The organism is Mesorhizobium sp. M0715, assembly GCF_040320355.1.
Lineage (GTDB): Bacteria > Pseudomonadota > Alphaproteobacteria > Rhizobiales > Rhizobiaceae > Mesorhizobium.
Genome location: NZ_JAMYPL010000067.1, coordinates 1 through 1,571 on the forward strand (window position 1 = coordinate 1; position 1,571 = coordinate 1,571).

Annotated in this window: 2 protein-coding genes and 1 pseudogene; all 3 read right to left on the bottom strand. The window is 59.3% G+C overall.

Features of this window, described 5'->3' with window-relative positions; genetic code table 11:
• Window positions 1-265: 265 nt before the first annotated feature.
• Window positions 266-403 carry a hypothetical protein gene (locus NKI21_RS32290; protein WP_352556341.1) on the bottom strand — a complete coding sequence of 46 codons (138 nt, stop codon included), beginning with the start codon at window positions 401-403 and terminating at the stop codon, window positions 266-268.
• A gap of 181 nt (window positions 404-584) precedes the next feature.
• Window positions 585-847 (bottom strand): annotated as a pseudogene (locus NKI21_RS32295) (type II toxin-antitoxin system ParD family antitoxin).
• Between the two features lie 356 nt (window positions 848-1,203).
• The coding region (locus NKI21_RS32300) for a hypothetical protein (protein ID WP_352869308.1) at window positions 1,204-1,571 on the bottom strand (368 nt) is incomplete at its 5' end.

A 1,571-nucleotide genomic window follows, 5' to 3' on the forward strand; every position in this document is an offset into this window, starting at 1 on the left:
GTCGCCAGCGGCGAGCCGCCCTCGTTCGTGAGGCGTATATAGTCGCCACACTCGACAACTGTCAACACACATCGACAATGTTTTTTCGATTTCTCGTAGAGATATCCACCGGGCCGAAATTCATGAGTTGGCTTGGCTGAATTGTGGGCGGCGTTCTAGCGCCTACCATTCCTGTGATGCGTCCCGAGCTCGAGGCGCTGATGTGTGCCATCGCACCCGCCGCGCCTGGAGGACTGCCGAGCAATTCACCACCGAAGCGCGCCGTTTAGAGCTGGTCCTCGAGCAATTCCGGCGTGATGTTCCGGCCGGCGTAAAAGATGCCCAGGATCAGGACCCGCCCACCCTCGACGGCGAAGGCAGTGCTGACCGCGCGGCGATAGCCAACTATCCGCAGCCCAGGCATGATCTCGACCCGCTCGGTGCCCCGCTGTGGAAAAGTAGACAGGCCGAGACAATGGTCGCGGATACCCGCAATGAAATTCCAGGCGATCGCCGGCGACGCACGTCCGGCTATATCATCATCATCGTAGAGTTGCTCCAGCTCGGCTTCTCCCCTGGGTGGAAGACAGTCCGATACTCCACCCCTACTTGGCTTTCGCCTCCTTCGCGCGATGACGCGCCTCCAGGGAGAAAACCGTTTCGGCAGGATTCCCTTCGATGAATCCTGCCGGAGTTCAGTTAGGCGCCCCGGTATCTCCTCGCGCAGCCATTTCTCCCGCTCCGCCTCGAAATCCTCAAGCATGCGCAGGCCCGCGCGGACAACCTCGCTGGCATTACTGTAGCGGCCTGATTCGAGCTGCTTCCTGATGGAGCTCTCGTAATGGTCATTCAAAGCGTAATTTGGCATTGGCACCGCCCTGCGGGAACATGGGAGTGATCCCGAACCTGGATAGATGTCAGCTATTAGCAAAATTGGCTGATTCGACCATGCCACGCCTTGCGCCACTCATCCCCAGAGAATCACCCTTCACTTGATTCGACTTGATCGAGGCGTCGCTTCAACGCCCCGGGCCGTTCGGCCAACGGCACTTGCGGCTATTGCGGCGTGACACACCCAACGGCCGGCGCGATCGAGAATCCACATGCAGGTCGATTCGCGGTCCTCAGTCATTGTCATGGCCGAGGGTGGCCACAAAAGCCGGCTGAATAGAACGCCACCCCGACCCAATTCATTTCGTATTTGATTGCAAGTCATCACCGACATCACTGACCGATGCCTGACAAGAGGATCGGATGCTTCGTCTTTTTTGCCTCCGATTCGGTTGATCCGGTCATGGCGGCGGCTGGGCACTTCACTGCCAGTCCCCCTAAACGCAAACGGCCCGCGGCTGCGGGCTGTTTTGAATTAGGTTTTGTCGAGAGGCTTGTTTTGTTGTCGTAGCTTGTCGGCTGAGGCCTCTTTGTGCGCCGAGGAGTGCCGCGCTTGCAGGCACCATTGTCCCCCGAATGCGAACGGCCCGCTGGCTGGTGCCTGGGGGACTGTTGCTTGGTGCAGATTGGTTTGCGGGGGACGGGATTGGGTTTTTTGTCCCGCAGCTTGGGCTTCGCCTTGTTGCGGGCGCCTGATCCGG